13 protein-coding genes (1 of these 13 running past the window's edge) are annotated in these 22197 nt (G+C 70.3%); 10 read left to right on the forward strand and 3 right to left on the reverse strand.

Going from position 1 to position 22197, the window contains the following annotated elements; translation table 11 throughout:
- A protein-coding gene (locus KYK13_RS26515) for an Ig-like domain-containing protein (protein WP_223634923.1) crosses the window boundary here: on the reverse strand, positions 1 to 8105 show its 5' portion. It extends 23233 nt beyond the left edge of the window; 8105 of the gene's 31338 nt are visible here — the first part of the coding sequence; its start codon is at positions 8103 to 8105; the stop codon falls past the left edge of the window.
- Between the two features lie 28 nt (positions 8106 to 8133).
- Positions 8134 to 9042, reverse strand: a complete 909-nt coding sequence (locus tag KYK13_RS26520) for a peptidylprolyl isomerase (protein ID WP_223634925.1) — start codon at positions 9040 to 9042, stop codon at positions 8134 to 8136.
- A 178-nt stretch (positions 9043 to 9220) separates the two neighbouring features.
- Here KYK13_RS26520 and KYK13_RS26525 point away from each other — a divergent pair, with 178 nt between their 5' ends.
- Together KYK13_RS26525 and KYK13_RS26530 are read left to right on the forward strand one after the other, a co-directional pair.
- The gene (locus tag KYK13_RS26525) at positions 9221 to 10177 is read left to right on the forward strand and encodes a peptidylprolyl isomerase (protein ID WP_223634927.1); all 957 of its coding nucleotides are present in this window, start codon (positions 9221 to 9223) and stop codon (positions 10175 to 10177) included.
- 296 nt (positions 10178 to 10473) lie between these two features.
- Positions 10474 to 11007, forward strand: coding sequence for a winged helix-turn-helix domain-containing protein (locus KYK13_RS26530; RefSeq protein WP_223634929.1), 534 nt, complete (start codon positions 10474 to 10476; stop codon positions 11005 to 11007).
- 324 nt (positions 11008 to 11331) lie between these two features.
- Here the strand turns inward: KYK13_RS26530 and KYK13_RS26535 are convergent, their stop codons facing one another.
- Positions 11332 to 11529, reverse strand: coding sequence for a hypothetical protein (locus tag KYK13_RS26535; RefSeq protein ID WP_014398265.1), 198 nt, complete (start codon positions 11527 to 11529; stop codon positions 11332 to 11334).
- A gap of 208 nt (positions 11530 to 11737) precedes the next feature.
- On the opposite strand from KYK13_RS26535, the gene KYK13_RS26540 reads away from it, so the two are divergent.
- From KYK13_RS26540 to KYK13_RS26575, 8 genes are all read left to right on the forward strand, one after another.
- Positions 11738 to 13378 (forward strand): metallophosphoesterase, encoded by a 1641-nt coding sequence (locus KYK13_RS26540; RefSeq protein WP_223634931.1) that lies wholly within the window; start codon positions 11738 to 11740, stop codon positions 13376 to 13378.
- Between the two features lie 513 nt (positions 13379 to 13891).
- Complete coding sequence (locus KYK13_RS26545; protein WP_223634933.1) at positions 13892 to 15382, forward strand: RsmB/NOP family class I SAM-dependent RNA methyltransferase; 1491 nt, start codon at positions 13892 to 13894, stop codon at positions 15380 to 15382.
- A 36-nt stretch (positions 15383 to 15418) separates the two neighbouring features.
- The gene (locus KYK13_RS26550) at positions 15419 to 17191 is read left to right on the forward strand and encodes a M61 family metallopeptidase (RefSeq protein ID WP_223634935.1); all 1773 of its coding nucleotides are present in this window, start codon (positions 15419 to 15421) and stop codon (positions 17189 to 17191) included.
- Between the two features lie 13 nt (positions 17192 to 17204).
- Positions 17205 to 18632 (forward strand): hypothetical protein, encoded by a 1428-nt coding sequence (locus KYK13_RS26555; RefSeq protein WP_223634938.1) that lies wholly within the window; start codon positions 17205 to 17207, stop codon positions 18630 to 18632.
- Positions 18633 to 18699: 67 nt separating this feature from the next.
- Positions 18700 to 19089, forward strand: a complete 390-nt coding sequence (locus KYK13_RS26560; protein WP_223634941.1) for a carboxypeptidase-like regulatory domain-containing protein — start codon at positions 18700 to 18702, stop codon at positions 19087 to 19089.
- Positions 19090 to 19368: 279 nt separating this feature from the next.
- The gene (locus tag KYK13_RS26565) at positions 19369 to 20247 is read left to right on the forward strand and encodes a ribonuclease HII (protein ID WP_223634944.1); all 879 of its coding nucleotides are present in this window, start codon (positions 19369 to 19371) and stop codon (positions 20245 to 20247) included.
- Positions 20244 to 20879, forward strand: coding sequence for a hypothetical protein (locus KYK13_RS26570; protein WP_223634947.1), 636 nt, complete (start codon positions 20244 to 20246; stop codon positions 20877 to 20879). The genes KYK13_RS26565 and KYK13_RS26570 overlap by 4 nt, the downstream gene beginning before the upstream one ends.
- Before the next feature lie 395 nt (positions 20880 to 21274).
- Positions 21275 to 22162 (forward strand): hypothetical protein, encoded by an 888-nt coding sequence (locus tag KYK13_RS26575; protein ID WP_223634950.1) that lies wholly within the window; start codon positions 21275 to 21277, stop codon positions 22160 to 22162.
- Positions 22163 to 22197 lie beyond the last annotated feature (35 nt).

Genomic DNA, 22197 nt, shown 5'->3' on the forward strand with positions numbered 1-22197 from the left:
ACCAGGAAGATGACCTCCTTGATGCCGCTGTCCACGTCCTGGGCCATCGCCTCGATGCGGATGCTGCCACCGTCGAAGACGTTGGTTCCGGCGAGCGGCTTCCGGATGGCCACCGTCGGCTTCTGGTCCTCCTTCACCAGCACGTTCAGGGGCGGAGACCAGGCTTCGCGTCCCGCCACGTCCAGCACGTAGGCGGTCATGCGCGCCGTCTGGCCCGTCAACGTCGCGGGCACCCGATAGGTGAAGTCAAAGGGCCGCAGGTAGCGCCGTGACACCTCCGTGGTGTTGCCCTCCGGCCCCAGATGCAGGGCGACGTACGCGACCCCCAGACTTTCGTTGGTCACCTTCGCGGAGAAGTCCGCGTCGAGCCCCACCACCATGTCGCTCGCGCCCTGCAGCGCCACCGCCAGCGGCGGGGCCGCCACCGCGGTGACCGTCACTTCGGCCGTCTTCGTATTGCCAGAGGTGTCCACCGCGCGCGCCACGAACGTCAGCGCCTTGCCCAGGTCCGTCTTGGCCACCCGGTAGGTGTAGCGGTACGGCGCCACCGGCATCGTGGCCAACGGTGCGTCCGGCTTGTCCTTGAGCGTGAACACCACCGCGGCGACACCGACGTTGTCATCCGCCACCACCTCCAGGTCCAGGTTCATGCCCGCGACGATCTGTGAGTTGTTCGCCGGAGTGAGGAAGCTCACGGTGGGCGGCTGCTCATCCGCCTGGACGTTCAGTGTCACGACCGGGGCGTCGGCCACGTGTCCGAACGTGTCCTTCGCGCGAGCGCGCACGATGAGAGGATGATTGGCGGAGCCGTATGGCAGCGGGACTCGGAACGAGTAGGGCTTCGCCGTGGCGGTGAAGCGCAGAGGGCCGTTCACCCCGCCTTCGACGACAGCCTCTACCCACGAAATCCCGACGTCATCTTGCGCCGCGACGACGAGGGCGAAGTCTCGGCCCTCGGTGAGGGTGTCCCCGGTGTGGGGCTGGGCCACCGCGACCGTGGGCGGGGCATCCGCGCCCACGGGCAGCACGACCACCTGGCTGGAGACGACGTGGCCATACGTGTCGATGGCCTTTGCCTGGAGCGTGAGCGTCTGGGCGCCCGTCGGCACCGGCACCTGGAAGGAGAACGGCGGCTGCGTCACCGCGCTCATGTCCGCGCCGTTCACCCGCAGCTGCACGGACGCGATCCCGACGTCGTCCTCGGCGGCGACGGCCACCGGCACGACGCTTCCTTCCACGACGGTCCGGCCATCTGGCGGAGACACGATGGCTACCGACGGTTCACGATCCCTCACCACCCGGAAGGGCTGGACGAAGGTGCCCTTGTGCCCCGACAGGTCCCAGGCCTCCGCGGCCACGAAGTACTCCATGCTCACGCTGCCCGATTCGGGCAGTGCGGGCGCCACCGCCTGCGCGCTGATGAGCGGGGCGTAGATATCCACCTCCGACGAGGGGAACGCGTTCTCCAGTGGGAAGCCCCCGGCGGTGTGGAACACCTGGAGCTCCGCGAGGCTGGGGCCCGCGAGCAGCTTCACCTGGCTCACGAAGACGTTGTCCCAGGCCATCGCGGACACGCGGAACGACGTCTTCTCCACCACGGCCTGACTCATGGTGGGGAGCAGCACCTGTACGGACGGCGGTTTGCTGTCCGCCACCACCAGGGTGGCGCGTTCGACGACGGAGGAATGGCCTTCCTTGTCGGTGGCCACCACCCGCACGTCGACGTACGTCTGGGTCCGAAACCCATCCATCGAGATGAACCCCGGCGGAAGCCGGACGCGGCCTCCGTAGGACTTCAGCCGCGAGATATCCCGGTAGGGCGAGTCCTCATCGCAGCCAGCCCATTCCTGGGTGCCCTGAGGCCCCCCATCGCAGCCAAGCAGCTGCTGGTAGGCCGTGCGCACGTCCGTATCCACGGGGAACGGAAACCCGTTGACGAGCCGGTCCTGCAGGACGGGAATGACCTTCCCCTGCGCTGCCTCGACCTTCAGGGCCGACTGGCCGTTGAGGAAGAACTCCACCTTCTCGACGCCGGTGTCATCCCCCGCCAGGGCCTCCACGAAGAGCTGGATGCTTCCCTCGATGAGGGTCGCGTTCTGCGCGGGTGAGGCGAGCACGACCACCGGGGCCTGGGGCTTGCGGCCCTCCACCACGAGGCGCCCCACCCCCACCTTGCCGGCGGTGTCCGTCACCATGACGCTGAGCACGGACGGCGCGCCATCCCAGGACACGGGCGGCGTGAACTTCACCTCGTGCGACACCTTCGCCTGGGCCGGAGCCACCGTGTGGCTGCTGGGAGGAGCGTCGCCGAAGACGGTCGTGATGCCCACGACGCCCACATCATCCGTGGCCTCCAGTGACAGGGTGGCCTCGACGCCCTGCACGAGCCGCACGAGGCCGCTGCCCAGCTCCATCTCGGAGACGGACTCGACGGAGGACTGGAGCTTCACCCACTTCACCGTGGGCACCGTGTCCGCGCGCACATGAACGAAGGTCGCGGGCGAAATGAAGGCATTGCCCGCACGGTCCCGTGCCACCACCGTCAACGCCACGGGAGCGCCCGTGGCCGTCGGCTGGAGCACCACCATGCGCTGGACCGATGCCTCGGGGCGCGTGAACGACTCACGCGCCGCGCCGTCCACCAGCAGGTCCGCGGACTCCACCTCCACGTTGTCCTGGAACGACAGCACCACGGGAGTGGGCACGCCCGCGACGGCAGACGCTCCGGTGGCGGGCTGGACCACCGCCGCCACGGGCACCTCCAGGTCCCGCTGCACGCGCATCGAGGACACCGCGCGAGCCCGGTTCCCTTGGGCATCGGTGGCGAAGGCCGTCAGCACCGCCGTGCTCGGCGCCCACCCCAGCGCGGGCTTCATGAACGTGACCGGCTGCAGCGCCCGGCCCGGCGCCGAACCGGCGACGCTCCAACGTGCGACAGCGAGCCAGGTCCCGGCCACCTCCGCCCGGACCTGGACCGAACTCCCTTCGTACACGAGCTGCGTGCGGCGGACGTCCACGGGAGCGGCCGGCGCGTTCCCGGACATGAACTCCACGTCGATTTCATCCACGGTCACGAAGCTCGCGGGGAAGCCCACGTCCACCTCGTAGGATGGCGCCTTGAACTCGACCTCGCGGTGTCCCGCGCTCAGCGAGGCCAGGAAGGTCTTCACCTCCGCAATGGCCTCCGCGCCGGCCTTCAACCGGTAGCGGTACCCCACGCGCGCCTTCAGTGACTGACCGGCTGGCGGCGCGGACACCTTCAGCCTCGCGCGCCCGGCCTGGCTCCCCAGCCCCGCGGCGGGGGGCACCACGCGCACGCTCCCGGACGCCACGTCCAGTCGGGCCGTGCGCGCATCCCCCATGAGCCACGTCACGTGCGAAGCCAGGCCGTCACCGGTGGCACCCGGCGCCGCCACATCGAACGCCTCGGGAGTGCCCTCGACGGAGGTGGCCTCGGCATTTGCGAGCACCGCGAAGCTGGACGCCACCGCCACGTCGTCCCGCAGCTCCACCTGGAGGCGCTCGGACCGCTCCTCCGTCAGGGCCGCGCCAGACGCGGGGACGAGCCACGCCACCGTGGGCGGGCCATCCGGCAGCAACACGCGGGTGAGGGCTTGTTCCGTGGCCTTGCCTGAGGCGTCCACCGCGCGAGCGGAGAAGACCAGGGGCTTGGACCCGGACGCGAGCGTCGGCAGCAGGACGGACACGGACGCGGTGACGAAGCTGCCGGGCGTAATGGTCGGCAGCGTCAGCGGCGTGTCCCCCAGGCGCGCCTCGAGCGACTTCACCTGCCCGTCGTCGCTGGCCTGCAGCACCAGTTCCACGGTGGAGCCCGCGACGCACGTGGCGTCATCCGGGGTGTTCTTCAAGGTCATCGTCAGCCGGGGCGCTTCACGGTCCACCTTCTCCTGCACTTGGAGCGTTACCGCCGTGTCTGCGTGGTTGCCGGCGGGGTCGTAGGCGCGCGCGGCGAGGGCGTGCGAGCTCTTGGGGGCCAGCGAGGAGGGCAGTGTCACGGTGCCCGCATACGTGCCCACGTACTCACGCCTCAGCAGCACGGTGCCCGGGCCGAGCGGATCCGGGGTCCTCACCTCGTCGAAGCGCTCCTCGACGTTCTGCAGCAGGACCGGCGGTGACAGCGGGCTGCCATCCAGGAGAAGCTCCACGGAGGACACCCTCACGTCATCCCGTGTCTCCACGCGAAGCCCCAGTGAGCCCCCAGCCGCTACCTCCACGGTGTTGGACGTAGGAGCCACCCGGCTCACGCGGGGCGGCTGGACGTCGCGCGTCACGGCCAGGGTGACCGTACCCGCGTCCGAGTCCTGCTTCGCCGTGTCCCGCGCGATGACCCCCACCGTGGCGGGCTGGCCCAGGTGGATGATGGGCGCGCGCACCACCACCGTCTGTGGCTGAGTGACGTCGCGAGCCGCGCCCGCAGCGGGCAGCGTCCCCTGCGGGATGCCGCCGGAGACGCCCACCCAGCCGATGACGCCGACGTCATCGCTGAGCGACACCGTCACGCGCACGTCCTCGCCTTCCTTGTAGGGACTCCCCGGCGGAGGGGCGAGCACCGTCACGGACGGGGGCGCATCCTGGACCACGCGAACGGTCAAGCTCCGCTCAGCGGTGCGGGCCGGAGACCCCAGGTCCGAGGCCACGGCGCGCAAAGTCACGTCCTGGTTCACGTCCGCCGAGGACAGCGGTACCTGGAAGGTGAAGACCTGGTAGAGCCCCTGCCCGGTGCCCTTGGTGAGATGGCCCACGCGCGTCGAGCCGCGGTACAGGTCCACCGACGAGAGCCCGACGTTGTCGGACGCCATCACCTCCACGCTCAACGAGGAGCCGGAGAAGACCCGCGCGCCTTCCGAGGGCGACCGGAAGCCCACGAGCGGGGCTTGGTCGTCCTCGATCAATACCAGGCTCCGGGTCACCTCGGCCGTCTGGCCGCCGGAGTCCATGGCCACCGCGCGGAGCACCTCCGTGCGAGCGGCGCCCGTCAAGAGCAGTTCGAAGCGGTACGGCGCGGCCTTCAGGGTCGCGACCGGCGTGCTGCCCGTGCCCAGGAAGAGCTCCACCTGCGTCACGGACACGTCGTCCGCCGCGTTGACGAGCACCTCCAGCCGCGTGCCCAGCGTCGCGGTGGTCCCGGCGAGCGGACGCACGAACGCGACCGTCGGGCCGCTGTCCGCATTGGACTGGAACCAGACCTCCGGGGCGATGCCTATGTTGCCGGAGGCGTCCGTCGCATGCACCCGCAGGGAGTGCCTGCCCAGTGACGAGATGGACGTCTTGGGAATGATGAAGTGGGAGATGAACGACCCCACAGCGGTGCCGTTGCGCGCCGGGGCGGAGTCCGTGAACACAGGCTCGACCTTGGAGTCGAGGAAGAGCTCCACCTTCCGCACGCCGACGTCATCCTGGCCGGCCACGGTGACGAGCAGGTCCTGCGTGGCGACCACGGAGGCGTTCATCAGCGGAGTGACGATGGACACCGCCGGCGGCAGCAGGTCCGGAGACACGGTCACGTTGCGCGTCGCCGTCGTCTCCATGCCGGTCGAGTCGCGCGCCACGGCCTTGATGACCAGGGTCTTGCCGACGGCGCCCTCGGGCACGAGCGCCGCCGCTTCGTAGGGGGGCGCACTGGCCACGCCCGCGAGCACGTTGTCCACGTACCAGCTCACCCTCATGGGCGGCGGCGAGTCATCCAACACGTCGGCCGTCAGCAACAGGCGCGATCCCGCGAGGACGGGGTCGGAGGCGCCGGGGCTGACGATATTGACCTGCGGTGGGCGGTCCGCCTTGAGCTTCGCCGTGAAGGCCACCGTGCGCGTGTTTCCGCCCACGTCGATGGCCTGCACCTCCACCTGTACGGGCTCCTCCAGCGGCGATGCGGGAGGCGTCCATTGGAAGGAGAAGTCCGCGGAGCCCGACGGGGGACCTTCGAAGGAGTCCTTCACGAGCCGCGTGGTGGCGACGACGGCCCCCCGCACGAGGAGCCGCACGTCCACGCCGAACGCCAGGGCGTCATCCGCCACAGCGCCGCTCACGGTGAAGGGCGCCCCCGCGGTGACGTCCACGGGGGACCGGGCAGGCGTCTTCAGGGTGACGAGCGGCGCGGAGTCCGCCGCGACGCGGACCGGCAAGGCCTGTACCGGCACCGGGGCACCCGCGCCGTCCACTGCTTCCGCACGGAGGATCATGCCTGTTCCCGCCGCTGTCAGAGGGGGAATGAAGGTCACCTCCCAGAACGGCACCAGCAGTTGGATCGCACCGCCCTTCTCCGTTGTCGTCGAGCGGACCTCCACGCGGGGCGCGGACGCCTGCCCCAGGGGCGCACCATCCACGGTGAAGCGGACGGACTGGAAGTCGCTCGCGGTCAGGCCTCCGGCCTTCCAGTCGCCGCTCGTCACGCGGAGTGTCTGGGGCAGGCCGGCGATCAACACCTGACCCGCCGTGGGAGCGTCGTATACGACGATGCGGCTGCTGGGCGCCGGAGCTGCCGTCACCGGGATGCGCAGCTCGGAGGAGGGGGCCTCCTGGTTGGCGGTGTCCACCGCGACTGCGCTCAGCACCAGGATGGAGCCCGCCGTGGGGGGCGCCTTGATCTGGAAGGTGAACGGCGCGGTGGTGTCCGTCACCGTGGGCACGCCATTGACGCGGAGCTCCACCCGCGCCACGCCCACATCGTCGGTGGCCACGGCCTTCACTTCCACCTCACCGCCGGCCGCCACGGACGCGGGCGCGATCAGCTTGACTTGCGGTAAGGCGTCCTGGACATCGACCCAGAGGGAGACCTCGGGCTGATCCGGGTACTTCGCGAACACGCGCGAAGGCTGGGCCTTGAGTCCGGTGACGCGCCCTTCCGCGGACACCTGGAGCCGCGTCGGGTCCTCCACGCGCCACTGGGTCCCCAGCGCTGACGCGGTGAGATCCACCCATTGCTGATTGGACAGCCGGCCTCGCAGCCGCAGTTGAAGCGTCCCTCCCACTCGATTAATCGCGGCGGAGGTCGCGGGCGGCGCGGGGGTGACCTCCAGGGCCTCAAGGGTCGCAGTAGAGTCCACGACCACGGGCACGGCCCTTGTAGCGCCCGCGTAGTGCACGCGCACCGTGGTCTCCCCGTTCGCTCGCGCCACGACCTGGCCATCGCGCGTGACCATGGCCACGCCCGGGTCGTCCGACTCATAGGTGGCGCCATTGCGCGCGCCACTGACATCCACTTCGCCCGCGATGGCGAAGACCGCCGTCACTTTCAGGGGCACCTGCTGCCCGAAGCCCTCCGCCAGGAGGAGCGGCGAGGGACTGGGGCGCAGGTCCAGGAGCGGATCAAAGGCCGTCGAATCCGTGAACTCCACGGTGGAGGTGTGCACCGTGCGCCCGAAGGCGTCCATCAGCGACACGTCCGCCACGACCACGCCATCCGGAGGAATACGCTCCCCCTGGATCGGCACGGCGAACGCCACATGGCCCGGCGTGGCCAACCTCGGATAGGCAACGAGCCGGCGCCCCACCGCGAACGCGTGCGACTCGACCTCCGCCAGGTCGCCCTTCACCGTGCGCAGGAGGGCCGAAGATGCCCCCATCACGGTCAATTCCGCGCGTGCCACGCTGCCCTGGAAGGCCACGTCCACCAGCAACTGGCCGGTGTCCACGGACGCCCGAGCCCTCACCGCATCGGGAGCGAAGGCCGGGGGCGGAAAGGTGGCGCCGAAGGCGACCTGCGCCTGCGTGACGGTCGTTCCCTCGTCCGCCACCGGCGACGCGGTCACCTCCAGCTGGCCGTCCGCGGGGAACGGCTGTGACAGCGGGACGAGCACGTGAAAGGGAACCGCGCCGGCCTGGTCGCGAGGAACCACCACGCGCGAGAGGTCGACGAAGACGCCCTTGGAGGCGGAGGTGCCCTTGAGGCCCACGACCACCTGTGACGCGGCGCCGTCGACGTCAAAGCCCAGTTCGACCGAGCGTGCCCCCTGCTGGAACGAGCGCAGGGGATGGATGGACGACACCGAGGACGCCGACTGTGCCAGGGCAAGGCCCGGCAGGGCGCAGCCCAATGCGAGAATCAGCGCCAGCGCCCGCAGGCGCGGTGTGGAGATACGCTCCATGGGTACTTCCCCCTCTCCCGCCGGCACGTCAGGGACGCGCCGTGACCTCGACCTGCACGTCCGAACCACTTCGCAGCCGCGCACGCAGCGCATCGAACACCCTGCGCTGCCGTACCGGCGCCACCCGCCCCTCGACCTCCGCCCGCACTTCCTCGAATGGCGGCATCCGCGCGGGACGCCGCTCCAGCAACTGCAGCACCGCGAACCCCTCAGCCGTCTCCACCACCGGCGAGACCTGTCCCGGTGCCTGGAGGGCGAACGCAGCCGCCTCCATCTTTCGGTCCGGCAACTCACCGCGGGCGAACAGGCCCAGGTCACCTCCCCGCGCGCGCTCGGGCCCATCCCCGCTGGACTGCACCTGGGCGAGCGGCTCCTTCGCCTGGAGCCGCCTCGCGAACTGCTCCGCACGGCCGCGTGCCCGGGCCCGGTCCACCGCATTGCCCGGGTTCTCGAAGCGGGCCAGCACGCGCCCAAGGCGGAGCCGCTCCGGCTGCGCGAATTCGTCCCGATTGGCTTCGTACCAGGCGCGCAACTCCTGCTCACCTGGAGCGACAGCTGCCTTCGACTCGTCCGCAAGGAGCGCCTGAACGATGAGCCGCTCCTCCAATTCGCGCACCTGCCGGACGATGTCCTCCCGGTTGGAGAGCCCGCGGCGCCGCGCCTCCTCCACCAGCAGCCGCTTGTCCACGAGCGACCACGCGAACTCCGTCTGACCGGCCTCGCTCCCGAACTGCTCACGTAGGGCCGGGGGAAGCCGTCGCGCCTCCCGATCCATCTCCTCCCGGGTGACGACGCCGCCGTCGAAACGCGCCACCACGCCGGGAGGAAGCGGCAGCCTGGACGCGGTGGGCGCCGGGACGTCGCCGGGTCGCCCCTCGCAGGAGCACAGCGCGAACAACAGGAGCGCGCCACGGAGGGCGCGAACAGGCGATTGCAAAGGCTTCCTCTGAGGCGGTGAAGACTGGCGCAGTGTGCACGATCTGGCGTTTGAGCAGCAATACCAGGGGCCCCTGACTCGTTTGAATTTCGCGCGCGCCCTTTGTTAGGGTTCGCGCCGACTCACTGCCGGGCGTTGGGGCCCAGGCTCGAGGAATTCCCGCCAGGATTTGTATTTCATGAATATCGCTAAAATCATTGCGACATCCACAACAGCCCTGTTGCTGCTGAATGCATGCAAGGGTTCAGGAACGTCTCAAGAGGGGAGCGCGAATGACCCAGTCGTGGCCCGGGTCGGTCCGGGCACCATCACGGCTAGTGAATTCCAAGCCAGAATGAACGAGCAGCCGCCCTTGATCCGTTCTCGCTATGGCTCGCTGGAAATGAAAAAGGAGTTCCTTGACACCCTCGTGCGCTTCGAGGTGCTGGCGCAGGAGGCCCGGCGTCAGGGGTTGGAGAAAGACCCTGAGTTCCAGGCCGCAGTGGAGAAACTGCTGGTCCAGCGGTGGGTCCAGAAGCAGGCCGCGAGCACAACGCCAACGCCGCCATCCGACGAAGAGGTGCGCAAGTATTATGAGGAACACCTTACGGAATTTTCCCGGCCTGAGAAGGTGCGAGTCAGCCAGGTCTTTCTTGCTGCCGCAGAGGGAGACCCGAAGCGCGGGGCGGTGAAGGCGGAAGCCGACAAGCTGCTGGCGGACGTGCGCAAGCAGGACGCGGGGCCAGTGAAAACCGCCTTTGGGGAGCAGGTCCGGAAGCGTTCGGATGATGCGACATCGCGCGACGCGGGCGGGGACCTGGGGTTGCTGACCCGGGAGGAACTGGCGGCGAGATGGGGCCAGCCGATGGCGGACACGGCATTCGGCCTTCAGACGCTGGGCGAATTGGGGCTGGTGGCATCCCCCCGGGGCATGCATCTGCTGAAGCTCGTGGCCCGTCAGCCAGGCTTCTCGCAGACCGTGGAGCAGGTGAAGCCTCGCATCGAAAGCCGCCTCATGGCGGAAAAGCGCTCGAAGTCCATGGATGAACTGGTGGCCGGGCTGATGAGCAAGACGAAAGTGGAGGTCGACGACAAGGTGCTTGGAAGCCTTTCCGTTGACAAGGATGGCTTGGGAGTCGCGCAACCCTCGCCCTGATGGAACTGGGGGCATGGATGGGCGCGATTCATCAAGCCATCACGTGAGCCCCCGCAGCCCCCGCGAGGCGGTGCCGCTCAGGCGCTGGAATATGCCATTGGTTCAATCAGTCCTGGCCACCCCAACCAGTGCATCTCTCTGCGCAGTTCCATTCTCGGAAGACGCCCGGAAATCGGGCCTTCAGGACACGTGCATCGGCAATGGAGAGCTCCAGCTCCGCGCATAGCCACATCAGGGACAGCACGGCCTGATTCACGGCTCGGATGAATCCGTCGGTGGTCACGGGGCGAATCCGCATGAGCCGACTGGAGCCGAGGGAGGGACAGAGGAGCCAGCCGGAAGCGTGCTTTCGAACGACGGATGACCGCCGATTGCGCGACAGGTGCCAGGCAGTGCTGATAACCGCCCGGAGCTGTCCTCAGCAGCAGATTGCCGAGGACCTGGGGACGACGACGCGCAATGTGCAGCGCTTCCTGGCTCGCTACCGCGCTGGTGGCCTGGCAGGGCTGAAGATTCAGTGGGCGACAGGCAAGACGCCTGTCATTCCAGAGCACCTGGCGCCCACCCTGCTGAATTGGATTCGTCAGGGCCGCCTGTCTTGCCTCAAGCGCGCGAACTGGACGCACGTCGCCCTGGCCGACTTTCTCCACCGGCAGACAGGCATTCGCGTGCGTGAGACGGCCATGGGCGACTTCTTCCGCCGCCATGGCATCCGGCTCCAGCGGCCCACCTACCGCTTTCTGAGCGCAGGCCCGGCTCGGCAGCAGCAAGGCCTGCGGGAGTTGAGCGGAAAAAACGCCTATCGCAGACGCAGCTATTGCCTTCCCTGAGGCAGGACTCGTTTTTTCATCCGGTTCTTGCGCCCACAAGGCCGAACGAAGCGAGCTCCTGCCCCTTCCCTCCTCCGCCAGTGCCTACTTACTCGCCAAGCCGTTCGAAGAGGCGCACCTGGCCGTGACACATGGCACAGGTCGCGTACCAGGAGAGAGTCATCCCCGGCTCCCGGTGGCGCCCACGTCCCACGCCAAGAGGTTCCTGTCCTCCCGGTCCAGGAGCCCCAAAAGCCGACGCCGCACTTTACCTTCTATCGCCACCGCGCCTCCTTTCGGCCGGGCAAGGTCGTCGGATGCGCAGCTTGCCTGACGTTCCGGCGCTCAGGCCCGCGCTGCGTCGTCGTACGACACGCGCAGGCCGTCGTGCGTCACGGTGATGAACGGGCGGCCCATCCAGCCGCAGTGCGTGCAGACCGCGTTCGGACCGGTCGCGGTGACCCGCACCGGCAGGTCCGACTCGCACACGGGGCACCCGGCGGGCAGGGTGTACTCACGGGTCTGGGAGTGGACTTCGGTCATGTCTTCAGGGGTAACGCAGCCGTGGACCTCCGCAAGCCTGGGCCCCTCCCCGCCGTCCCGTGAAACATTCAGCGAATGCCTGTCCGTCTGTCTTTCCGCTCCAACGGGCGCCCGTTCCCCTGCCTACTCCCGGATGCCTGTTTATCGGATGAACGTTGGACGATGAACGGTTGCGCCTGCGTCCCGAATGTCTCGGGCCGGAGGATGCATGGACCGGACGAAGTCTCTCTCGCTCGCTGCCCTGGCTGCCCTGATGGTTGGGGGGCTCGCTTCGTGCGAGGCGATCGCTCTGCCGCGTGATCCCTATCTGCAGAAGGTGGGCCCCGACACCGCCACCGTCGCGTTCCGGCTGTCGTCCAACTGCTCCAGCGCGCAGGTGCGGTATGGCGTCGGTGATATCAGCCAGACGGCCCGGTCCTCGGCCACCGCGAAGATCCACGCCGTGGTCCTCACCGGCCTGACTCCCGCCACCACCTACACGTACGCCGTGGACGCGTGCGGTGAGGCGTCGCTCCCCAAGACGTTCAGCACCGCTCCCGTGCCCGGCACGCGGCGCGCGCACTTCGCCGCCGTGGGTGACTTCGGCACCGGCGGCAGCGACCAGAAGAAGGTCGCGGCCGCCATGCTCGCCGACAAGCCGGAGCTCTTCGTCGCCCTGGGTGACAACGCCTACTCGTCCGGCACCGAGGCCGAGTTCCAGAACAACCTCTTCACCCCCATGGCCGCCCTGCTCTCGCAGGTGCCCATGTTCGCCGCGCCCGGCAATCACGAGTACGTCACCAACGAGGCCCAGCCGTACCTGGACAACCTCTACCTGCCCACCAACAACGCGGAGGGCTCCGAGCGCTACTACTCGTTCGACTGGGGGCATGTGCACTTCGTGTCCCTCGACTCCAACTGCGCCGTGGGCCTCGCGTCCGCGTCCAAGTGCACGCCCGCCGCGCAGAAGGCCTTCGTGGAGAAGGACCTGGCCGCCACCACGCAGCCGTGGAAGATCGTCTTCTTCCACCACCCGCCCTGGTCCAGCGGCGAGCACGGCTCCCAGCTCACCATGCGCCGGCAGTTCGGCCCGCTGTTCGAGAAGTACGGCGTGGACCTGGTCCTCACCGGCCATGATCACGACTACGAACGCAGCAAGCCCATGCTCGGTGACGCCGAGGCCGGCAAGAACGAGAAGGGCATTCCCTACCTCGTGGTCGGCGGCGGCGGCGCCACCCTGCGGACGTTCGCCAACGCGCGCCCGTCCTGGAGCGTCATCCGCGACGACGTGGCCCATGGCTTCCTCGACGTGAATGTCGTGGAGGGCACCCTCACCGCGAAGCTCGTGAAGACGGATGGCGGCATCCTGGACACCTTCACCCTCTCCAAGACGCTGCCCCCGCCGCCCGAGCAACCCCAGGGCACGCTGAACGTCGCCGTCGACAGCGCCAGCGGCACCGCGCCCCACACGGCTTCGTTCACCGCGACGGCCCCCCAGGCCAACGCCACCGTCACCTGGGACTTCGGCGACGGCGCCACCGCCCAGGGCACGCAGGCCCAGCGCGTCTTCGCGCAGGCCGGCACCTACACGGTGACGGCCACGGCCACCGTCCAGGGCACCGCTCCGCTGACGTCGACCACCGTCGTCACAGTCACGGCCAACGGCACCACCGACCCCGGCACGGGCGAGGACGCCGGCACCACGCCGTCCGACCCCGCCCCCCGCCCCGAGGTCCCGGCCACGCCCACGACGCCGGGGGATGACTCGAACGGGGGGAGTGGCTGCGCCGCCGGCCCGTCCGCAGCCCTGATTCCCGCCGCGACGGCCCTCGTGGCCGGACTCGTGCGCCGCCGTCGCCGCGACCGCTGAGCCCCCGGAGGCGGGGCGCGGAAACCTGTCCGACTGTCGGACAGGTTTTGGACCACCGCGGCCCCACCCCGCCCTGGGCCGCTGTCCCGGACAGGTCGCGCGAACGGGTCCGACTGTCGGACAGGTCTTGTGGGCCCCCAGCGCGGGCCCGTGTCCAGGTGGCTCTCCCAGAGAGGCCTCTCGAACCTGTCCGACAGGGTTGGGTCCCCTACGGGCGGCCCCGTGACCGCGGGTTCCGGCAGGAGCGGGCCGCGCGAACGGGTCCGACTGTCGGACAGGTTTGGGGACCACTCCCGGCGGCCCCGCGTGGCTGGGGCGTTGGCTCCAGCCAGGCCGCGGAAACCTGTCCGACAGTCGGACAGGTTTGGGCCCCTCGGCCCCGGGGGACGGGCCCCGAGAGCCTCTGACGCGGCTCCCAGACGCCTCCGGCCGGTCCCTCCAGGGCCTTCCGGGGGCGTCTTTTGCGTTCCCTGCTTGTCAACGCGGCCTGGGGGATGCGAAGGCCCATGCGACATGGCCACGACTCGCAAGCCTGGACCTTCCCGCAGTGGCGCCCCGAAGTCCGGCGGGCCCCGCCGCCCGTCCCGCCCTGGCGCTCCGAAGCGCAAGGACGCCGGTGGACGCGCCGACAAACCGAAGCTCAGCCGCGCCCAGCATGAACGCGCGCGCCCCAACCCGAACCGCCCCCTGCGCGAGGACCTGGTGCTCCAGGCCTGCCTGGAGGCCTACGGCGGCGTGCGCCGCGAGGGGCGCCTGTCCGACCGCGCCCTGGAGTTCGTGCTGCGCCGCAAGACAGCCCTGTACTCCACCGAGCGTCGCGCCGTGGCCGAGCGCGTCTACGCCCTGCTGCGCCGACAGCGCACCGTGGACTTCCTCCTGGAGAAGTCCCACCGGAAGTTCGACGCGCTGGACGCCACCCGCCAGGACGTCATGCGGCTCGCCGCGTCCCGCATCCTCCACGGCGAGGACCCCGCCTACGTCGCGCGCACCAGCGGACTCACCGGCCCGGACGTGTCCGTGCTCGACCGGCTGCCGGACGCCGCCGCGGAGCTGGATGCCCTGCCGGAGGCGAAGCGCTTCCCCATCGCCGCGTCGCTGCCGGACTTCCTCGCGGACCGCTTCCTCGCCGTCTTCGGCAAGGACGCCGCGCGCGCCGCCGAGGCCATGAACGAGCGCGCCCCGCTCATCGTCCGCGCCAACACGCTCAAGGGCGACCGCGCCCAGCTCCAGGAGCGGCTGGCGGCGGAGGACGTGGAGTCCACCAAGCCCACGGCCCTGTCCCCCTTCGGCCTCGTCATGGAAACGCGGCTCAACCTCTTCTCCCTCCAGGACTTCAAGGACGGGGGGTTCGAGATCCAGGACGAGGGCAGCCAGTTGCTGGGCATGCTCGTGGACGCGCCGCCCACCCGCGTGGTGGACGCGTGCGCGGGCGCGGGCGGCAAGACGCTGCAGTTGGCCGCGCAGATGAAGAACCGCGGCGACCTGCACGCGCTGGACGTGGACGAAGGCCGCATGGAGGACCTGCGCAAGCGCGCGCGCCGCGCTGGCGTGCACAACGTGCGCACGCAGCTCATCCCCCATGAGGGCCCGGAGGCGGACGCCGCGCTCACGCCGCTCAAGGGCCAGGCGGACCGCGTGCTGGTGGACGCGCCGTGCAGCGGCACCGGCACCTTCCGCCGCAAGCCGGACGCGCGCTACCGCCTCACGCCGGAGGATTTGGAGATGCACGTGGGCCGGCAGAAGGCCCTGCTCGCGCGCTTCGCCATGCTGGTGAAGCCCGGCGGCCGGCTCATCTACGGCACGTGCAGCGTGCTGCGCGAGGAGAACGAAGAGGTGGTCGAGGACTTCCTGTCCAAGCACCCCGACTTCAGCGTGCGCCCCGTGGCGGAGGTGCTGGGCGCGGAGCTGGGCGGGAAGCTCGGCCCCGGCCCGTACCTGCGCCTGGCCCCGCACACCCACGGCACCGATGGCTTCTTCGGCGCCGTGCTCGTCAAGGCGAAGTAACCCCGCGGTCCCCCGACGAAGAAAGGCCTCAAGTCCATGTCGCTCGCCGTCCACTACCGCGTCGCCATGCCCCGTCCGCATGCGCACCTGTTCGAGGTGGAGGCGACCTTCCCCGCCGGTCCCGACGTGCTGGACGCGGTGATGCCGGTGTGGACGCCGGGCAGCTACCTGGTGCGCGAGTACGCCCGCCAGGTGCAGGACGTCACCGCGCGGGGGGCGGACGGCCAGCCCCTGCCGGTGCGCCGCGTGGACAAGCGCACCTGGCGCGTGGACGCGAAGGGGCAGGCCGTCACCCTGCGCTACCGCGTCTACGCGAACGAGCTGTCCGTGCGCACCAGCCACCTGGACGGCAGCCACGCCTACTTCAACGGCGCCACGGTGTTCCTCTACACGGAAGCCACGCGCGCCCTGCCCCACCACGTCACCGTGGACGCGCCGCGGGACTGGCGCACGTTCTGCGCGCTGGACCAGGACGCGGGCACCTTCGTCGCGCCGGACTACGACACGCTCGTGGACAGCCCCTTCGAGGTGGGCCCGCACACGCCGCTCACCTTCACCGCCGCGGGCGTGCCGCATGAGGTGGTGGTGTGGGGCGACAGCGTGCCGGACGCGGAGCGGCTGTGCGCGGACATGCAGCGCATCTGCGAGGCCCAGGCGCGCATGTACGAAGGGCTGCCGCTGAAGCGCTACCTGTTCCTCGTCTACCTCACCGACAAGGGCCGGGGCGGGCTGGAGCACCAGGCCTCCACCGCGCTGCTCTTCCCGCGCACGGGCCTTTCCACGCACCGGGGCTGGGAGGACTTCCTCACGCTGGTGGCGCACGAGTACTTCCACCTGTGGAACATCAAGCGGGTGAAGCCGCGCGCGCTGGTGCCGTTCGACTACGCGCAGGAGAACTACACCACGCTGCTGTGGGCCTTCGAGGGCGGCACCGCGTACTACGACAACCTCTTCGTGCGCCGCGCGGGGCTGATGTCTCCCACGCGCTACCTGGCCCGGCTGGGGGAGACGCTCAGCCTGCTGCACTCCACCCCGGGCCGCCGCGTGCAGACGCTCACGGAGGCGTCGCTCGTCAGCTGGGTGAAGCACTACCGCCCGGACGAGCACTCCACCAACAGCGCCATCTCCTACTACCTGAAGGGCGAGGTGGTGTGCGCGCTGCTGGACCTGGAGGTGCGCCGCGCCACCAACGACGCGAAGTGCCTGGATGACGTCATGCGGTTGCTGTGGCAACGCCATGGCGACGGCTCCGGCGTCCCGGAGGACGGCGTGGAGAAGGCCGCGAGCGAGGTCGCGGGCGTGGACCTGACGCCCTTCTTCGACCGGGCGGTGCGCTCCACGGAGGACCTGGACTACAGCGTGTTCGCGCACGTGGGGCTGGAGGTGTCCTTCCGCGTGCGGGAGGCCCCCAACGACAAGGGCGGCACGCCGCCGCGCCTCAAGGGCGAGCCCAAGCCCAAGGGCTGGCTGGGCGTCACCGTGCGCGGCTCCTCCACGCTCTCCACCGTGCCGGAGGGCACGCCCGCGCTGGAGGCCGGCCTGTACCCGGAGGACGAGGTGGTGGCGCTGGACGGCTGGCGCGTGGACGGCCCGGGGCTCATCGCCCGCTGCGAGGACAAGCGCCCCGGCGACACCGTGCGGGTGACGCTGTTCCGCCGCGACCGCCTGCTGGAGGTGCCGGTGGTGCTGGGCCAGAAGCCCGCGGACGCCGCGTGGCTGCAGCGCGTGGAGCGCCCCACGGACGCGCAGAAGGCCGCGTTCCAGGCGTGGCTGGGCTCCCCCTGGGATGAGACTCCCGGTCCGGCGTAGGCTTGCCGGCCGCATGGCCGCCCCCGCTCCCGCCGCCCTCCCCACCTGCGCAGGCCACCCGGACGCCGCCGCCGGCTGGCGCTGCGAGCACTGCGAAGCCCTGCTGTGCCCCGCCTGCGTGCAGACCCGGCGCATGGGCACGGTGGAGTACTCCGTCTGCGCCCGGTGCCAGGGCACGGCGAACGTGCTCCTGCGCCACCGCAGGCATCGCCCCCTGGGGGCGCGGCTCGTCCAGGCCCTGCGCTTCCCGTTCACGGGGCCGGGCCTCCAGGCGCTCGTGGCCGTCGCGCTGGTGCTGGCCGTGCTGCGCATGTGCGTGGTGGGCGTCGTGATCATCGCGGTGCTGCCCCTCACGCTCGCGCTGGGCGTCTTCTGGGCGGCCTTCTTCGCGATCGTGCGCGGCGCGGCGCGGGGAGAGCCAGCGACGGACACCCCCGGCTTCACCGACCTCGCCCGGGACAACCTCCTGCCCGGCCTCACCGGCCTGGGCGTCACCGTGGGCGTCTTCCTGCCCGCGCTCGTCCGTGTGTGGCGGCTGCTACCGTCCGCATCCTCCAACGAAGTCCTGGCGCGCATCACGCACCCGCTGGACACGCTGGGAGCTCCGGACGTCTGGGCGGATCCGCTCTTCTGGGGCCTGACGGTCCTGGGGCTCCTGTGGCTGCCGTGGGCGCTGCTGGTGGCCGCGATGACGCGGTCGGTGCTCACCGCGCTCCATCCCCTGCGCGCGCTCGCCTGCATCCGCGCGGTGGGGCGCGACGCGCGCGTCGTCACGGGCGTGTTCCTGCTCCTCGGCCTGGCGCATGGGGGGCTGCACGTGGCCGCGCAGGCGGTGCTCGAACTGCCCATCCTCATCGTGCCCCGGCTGCTCGCGGAGGCGCTCACGTGCCTGGCGCCCTTCGCGGCGGCGAGCCTGCTGGGGCTCGTGCTCTATGTGCACGGGGACACGCTGGGCTACCTGCCCGAGCGCGACTTCCTGGAGCCCACGCTGGGAGACACCGCGCCCCTGCACGCCCCCGAGTCCCTGCGCGGCTCCACCGTCCCCGAAGCCGTGGGACTCGACGAAGCGCAGACCGGGGCGCAGGTGGCGGAGCTCGCCGCGGCGGTGGAGGCGCGCGACGTGGCGAAGGCGCTGGCGCTGTACCGCGTGCTCCACGTTCTGCCACGCCTGAAGATTTCGCCGTCACACCACCTGTTCATCGGACAGGCCTCGGCAGTGGAAGGAGATTTCCCACTGTCGGTCAAAGCGTTGGAAGCCGCGGCGGACGCGGCGCCGGATGAACCCACCGCGCCCCGCGCGTTGGTGCTGCTGGCGCGCGTGCAGGGGGAGAAGTTGGGAAACACGTCGCGCGCGGAGGAAATCTACCGGTACATCCTGCACCGTCATCCGGACACGGAGGCCGCACGTTTTGCCCACGCGCGGCTGTCTCCCGCCGCCTGACACATGCATTGCAGCCCCCGCCCCCCGGTATCAGATTCCATGCATGCAACGGGTTGGGGGCGTGGGGATGGGAAAGCGGCTGAAGCGGTTGGGGTGTTTGGGGCTCCTCGCGGGCGTGCTGGTGACGGGCTGTGATGAAGCCCCCAGCGCGAACCGGCACGAGGACAGCTGCGCGGAGCCGCTGTCGCTGCGCGTGGAGGTGATGTCCTCGGACGGCGCGTACGTCCAGGGCGCGTCCGTGACAGCGACCAACATGGAGAGCAACGTCAGCATCACGGGCATGACGGATGACCGGGGCGTCACCACGGCCATCAACGAAACGCTCGCGCCCAGCCCCATCCGCGTGGTGGCCACCGCGGGCTCGCACGTGACGCACGCCGAGCGCGTGGAGTGGACGTGCGACGGCTGTCACTGTACGCCTGTTCCCGGCTCGCTGACGCTCAAGCTCCAGGATTGAGCCGGAAGACGTGACACTGGGACCGGGGCGCGCGGAAAATCCACCGCCCCGGGCCGGCGAACGGTTGTGTGGACCCGCCTGTGCGCGATACCACTTACGCCATGCGTCAAGCCCGCATGCCCACGTTCGCGTCGGTCCGGCTCTCCCCCAGCCTCGCCGCCCGCCCGTCTGGCCTGACGGCGTGCGTGCGGGCGTGTTGTCGCGGCACTGGTGTTCCTCCGCTCCAGTAAGCCGTGCAACCGCGCTACCCGCAGGGTAGGCAATCCCGAAGGTTCCCCCATGTCCGCGGAAATTGTGCAGGCACTGCTCGCATGCTCGGTGACCGAGCTGACCGGGCGGTTCGTCACCCAGGCGCAGCCCATCCCCCAAGGCCTGCTCGAAGCGCTGGAGGCAGACCCGCGTCAGGGCGCGCAGGCGCTCGCGAAGAGGCTCCGCTCCCGTCAGGAGAAGAACCGGGCGGAGGGGCAGCGGCTGCGGCACCTGCTGAAGTTCGAAACGGAGTTGTGGGAGCGGGGGCTGCTCAAGGTGGCGGGCGTGGACGAGGCGGGCATGGCGCCGCTCGCGGGCCCCGTCGTCGCGGCCGCGGCCATCCTGCCCAAGGGCTACAGGCTCAAGGGCTTGGATGACTCGAAGAAGATCCTGGACCCGGACAAGCGCGAGGCGCTGGCGGAGGCCCTCAAGCGCGACGTGGTGGCGTGGGCGGTGGGCCGGGCGGAGGTGGAGGAGATTGATCAGCTCAACATCTACCACGCGGGCCTGCTGGCCATGCGGCGCGCGGTGGAGGGGCTGGGGCTGACGCCCGACTACGTGCTGGTGGACGCGCGCACGATTCCCCAGTGCCCGGCTCCGCAGCGGGGCATCATCAAGGGCGACTCGCTGTCGTTGAGCATCGCGGCGGCGTCCGTGTTGGCGAAGACGACGCGCGACCGGCTGATGGCAGAGTTGGATGCGCAGTATCCCGGCTATGGGCTGGCGGCGCACAAGGGCTACCCCACCGCGCAGCATGTGCAGGCCATCCAGGCCCTGGGCGTGCTGCCCATCCACCGCCGGAGCTTCGGTCCGGTGCGCGAGGCGCTCGGGCTGGCGCAGCCCTCCGGGCCCGTCCCGATGCAGTCGGAGCTGTTCGCCGCTACTCCTGCTCCGATGGCGAAGCGATGAGCGCGGATCGGGACATCGACGGGTGGCTGGCCGAGCGGGGCGTCACGCTGATGGACGCACGCGCGCGGGCGCGGGGCGTGCTGGAAGAGGCAGGGCTCACGCGGCCGGGCAAGGCGCGGATGAGCGAGCCCAAGCTGCTGAGAGCCGCCGAGGTGCTGGCCGAGCGCTTCTTCCAGGTGTGCTCGGATCCCGCCTGCCTCCAGGTGGCGACGGCGAGCGGCCGGGAGCCCCTGCGGGTGGAGCCCCGGAGCCACTGCGCGCGGTGCGGCGGCAGCGCCAACCGGCGCGCGGAGGTGGCCTTCGTGGAGATGTGCCACCAGCGCGGCGTGCAGCGCGTGGTGGTGGTGGGCGGCTCGCCCGCGGTGCGTGAGGAGTTGGAGGAGCGGCTGGGCGGCCACATCTCCCTGCGCATGGTGGACGGCACGGAGCGCCGCACGGCGGACCGCGCGAAGAGCGACCTGGAGTGGGCGGACCTGGTGCTGGTGTGGGGCGCCACGGAGCTGCACCACAAGGTGTCCAGCCACTACACGCACCTGGCCTCCGCGCACCACCGCAAGGTGGTGCACGTGGTGCGCCGGGGCGTGGCCGCGCTGCTGGATGAGGCGATGGTCCACCTGCAGCGCGCGCGCTAGGAAGCAAGACGCACCTCGGAAGGAGGCTCCCGCCGCTGGCGCCTCCCCGAGCCGATTCGCACGTGGCCGGCAGGAGCACGGCGCGGCTGCCATTGGCGTCCATGGGCCCCAGACACGCGCGGCGTTCAGGGCCCGGCGAGTTCCCGTCCAATGGCAACCGTTACACCGGCCCTGGCAGGCCCGAAACGCACATGCGTCACATTCCGTTGTCCCAGGTCCAGGAGTGATGAGGCGCTGGCCCAACGCGCTGAACTCCCGGATGTGATTGCGTGCTGGCCCTCAGGGCATTGCCGTCAAGTTCGACGGTCGCAGGGAGTCCTTCAATCAAATATGGCCATGGGAGCGCGGCAAACGCCATGATGGATGCCAGGAAATGCCAGCCCGAGGAGTCCTGCGTGCGAAGCCTCTCATCCTGGAGCACCTGTCTTGTCCCGGCGCTCGTCGTGCTGGGCGGTTGTGAGCGTCAGGAGGAGCGTCCCGCGCCCACGCGATCCGCGCCTGCTCCGGTCAAGGCCAGCACGCCCGCCCCAATTGCGCCCTCGCAGAGCACCACCGAGCAGGAGCTGCGCGAGCGTCTGAGGTGCGAGGCGCTCCTGGGCCTCAGTGGGCTGTTGGCGGGCCAGCAGGAGTACTTCGGGGAGAAGGACGCCTGGACCGCGGACGTCACACGACTCCCCACTCCAGCGGCATGCACGGATGGCAGCCGCGTGCCCACACCACCGGATGAGGCCTGGCTCGCGGGTTGCCACTTCCGCTACGCGGTCTCGGTGGCCGGCTCGACGCCCAACGACAGCACATTCAGCGTGCGCGCGGTGGGCGTGGGCGGACTCGCCGAAGGGCTCACGTACACCCTGACGCACGGGTACTCCGACGGGAAGACCGTACGCGTGTGGCCCTCGGAGCTCGTCCTCGAGGACTGCCATGGCGTGCGCAGGCCGGAGGGGACGCCCCTGCCCGCCCCGCTGTGCGAGGGGGCCAGCAACCTGAAGGCGCTCTTCACGGCCGAGAAGTCGTACTGCGGAGAGAAGGACCGCTACTCGGAGAGCGCCGCCCAGGTGGGCTTCCTTCCGGAGCCCTGCCTCGACGGCTCCCGTGCGCCGGTGCCCGATGACACGTGGACCGCCGGCTGCCGCTTCATCTACCGCGCGGAGGTCTCGGGCACGGCGCCGGAGCAGACGTTCCTCCTCACCGCGCTCGGAGTGAGCGGTGCCGTGGTGGACCGGAAGCTGACGCTGGACTCCCAGTACGCCTGGAGCCCCGCGGATCCCGGCTGCGCGCCCTGACGCGCGGTTGTCGCAGCGGGCACGGCGCTGGGCAT

The organism is Corallococcus sp. EGB (assembly GCF_019968905.1).
Taxonomy (GTDB): Bacteria; Myxococcota; Myxococcia; order Myxococcales; family Myxococcaceae; genus Corallococcus.

What these genes read in the sequence shown, in the direction of transcription:
- KYK13_RS26540 (WP_223634931.1), top strand. Translation starts at nt 11,738, where the DNA reads ATGGACCGGACGAAGTCTCTCTCGCTCGCTGCCCTGGCTGCCCTGATG.
- KYK13_RS26550 (WP_223634935.1), top strand. Translation starts at nt 15,419, where the DNA reads ATGTCGCTCGCCGTCCACTACCGCGTCGCCATGCCCCGTCCGCATGCG.
- KYK13_RS26555 (WP_223634938.1), top strand. Translation starts at nt 17,205, where the DNA reads ATGGCCGCCCCCGCTCCCGCCGCCCTCCCCACCTGCGCAGGCCACCCG.
- KYK13_RS26535 (WP_014398265.1), bottom strand. Translation starts at nt 11,529, where the DNA reads ATGACCGAAGTCCACTCCCAGACCCGTGAGTACACCCTGCCCGCCGGG.
- KYK13_RS26530 (WP_223634929.1), top strand. Translation starts at nt 10,474, where the DNA reads ATGAGCCGACTGGAGCCGAGGGAGGGACAGAGGAGCCAGCCGGAAGCG.
- KYK13_RS26545 (WP_223634933.1), top strand. Translation starts at nt 13,892, where the DNA reads ATGGCCACGACTCGCAAGCCTGGACCTTCCCGCAGTGGCGCCCCGAAG.
- KYK13_RS26570 (WP_223634947.1), top strand. Translation starts at nt 20,244, where the DNA reads ATGAGCGCGGATCGGGACATCGACGGGTGGCTGGCCGAGCGGGGCGTC.
- KYK13_RS26560 (WP_223634941.1), top strand. Translation starts at nt 18,700, where the DNA reads ATGGGAAAGCGGCTGAAGCGGTTGGGGTGTTTGGGGCTCCTCGCGGGC.
- KYK13_RS26525 (WP_223634927.1), top strand. Translation starts at nt 9,221, where the DNA reads ATGAATATCGCTAAAATCATTGCGACATCCACAACAGCCCTGTTGCTG.
- KYK13_RS26565 (WP_223634944.1), top strand. Translation starts at nt 19,369, where the DNA reads ATGTCCGCGGAAATTGTGCAGGCACTGCTCGCATGCTCGGTGACCGAG.